Annotated in this window: 1 protein-coding gene, 1 pseudogene and 1 riboswitch; of the genes and pseudogenes, one reads left to right on the top strand and one right to left on the bottom strand. The window is 68.8% G+C overall.

The features are described 5' to 3' along the window. Positions 1-383: pseudogene (locus D1825_RS00075) on the bottom strand (serine hydroxymethyltransferase); the annotation flags it as partial. A 74-nt stretch (positions 384-457) separates the two neighbouring features. Beyond that, positions 458-546: riboswitch (ZMP/ZTP riboswitch) on the bottom strand. Positions 547-649: 103 nt separating this feature from the next. Between D1825_RS00075 and D1825_RS00070 the strand changes: the two are divergent. Beyond that, on the top strand, positions 650-1255 hold a 606-nt coding region (locus tag D1825_RS00070), incomplete at its 3' end, for a hypothetical protein (protein ID WP_138066863.1).

The raw sequence follows: 1255 nt of genomic DNA, 5'->3' as shown, positions 1-1255 counted from the left end.
TGGTCGAGGGCGAGGCCGAGGATCGTGTCCCCGGGCCGGGCGATCGCGTGCAGCACGGCGGCGTTGGCCGTCGCGCCCGAGTGCGGCTGGACGTTGGCGAACTCCGCGCCGAACAGGGCCTTGGCCCGCTCGATCGCGATGGTCTCGGCGACGTCGACCTGCTCGCAGCCGCCGTAGTACCGGCGGCCGGGGTAGCCCTCGGCGTACTTGTTCGTCAGCACGGAGCCCTGCGCCTGCAGGACCGCCCGGGGGACGAAGTTCTCGGACGCGATCATCTCGAGGGTGGACTGCTGGCGGGCCAGCTCACCGTCGAGGACTGCGGCGATCTCCGGGTCGAGCTCGGAGATGTTCTGGTCGAGGATCGGGGTGTTCTCGGCGCTCACGAAAGCTCCTTCGGCAGCGTGCGGGGTGTCCGGGGTCCGTCACCGCGCACTCGGTGGGGACCGGTGTGATGGTGACCGGGGGCCCAGGCGTCCGACCCGTTGGTCCTGCTGCTCGTCGCTCCCCGGTGGTAGTCCACCCGTTGCGCCAGTCACGACGTCGCACAGCCTAGCAACGGCGAGAGGGTTCCCCGGCCCCGAAAATCGGATTACTCTTCCCGCCACGTCGCCACGCACCGTTGCCGGCGACCTTGGGGGGAAGCTCAGCCATGCAGACACGCACTCGTCGACTGACCGCCTCCGCGCTCGTGGTCGCGCTCCTGGCCGCCCTCGGGCTGGTCCTGGCGCCGTCCGCCAGCGCCGCCGTGAAGACCTTCGTCAGCGTCATCCCGCCGTCGTACGCGCTGTCCACGGCCACCGTGAAGTTCAGCGGCACCGTGTACCCGGCCCTCGGCCAGAAGGTCAGCGTGCAGCGCAAGGACGGCTCGAAGTGGGTCACGGTCGACTCGACGACGGTCTCGCGGAGCTCGGCGAAGTTCTCCGTCGCGTACAAGGCCAAGCCGGGCAAGAAGTCGTTCCGCGTGGTCGTGGCCAAGACGTCGCAGTCGACGTCGGTGACGAAGAAGTGGACGACGTGGACCACCGACGGGGTGAAGTACAAGTCGTACATCGCGCGCGCCCGCTCGTACATCAAGGCCTACTGCCCCCGCACCCCGATCTTCGTGAACACCAACCTGGTCGACTCCTCCACGGTCGGCATGGCGACCGAGAAGTACGTCTGGGTCAGCACCGTGGCCGGCAAGAAGACGTACACGTGGCAGCACCAGATCCACCTCCAGCCCGGGATGACCAAGGCCGAGCTGCGGCACGTCGCG

This window comes from Cellulomonas rhizosphaerae, from assembly GCF_003470205.1.
In the GTDB taxonomy this organism is placed as follows: domain Bacteria; phylum Actinomycetota; class Actinomycetes; order Actinomycetales; family Cellulomonadaceae; genus Cellulomonas; species Cellulomonas rhizosphaerae.
The sequence above is the reverse complement of the archived record's forward strand: the minus strand, read 5'-3'. Positions and strand labels throughout refer to the sequence as shown.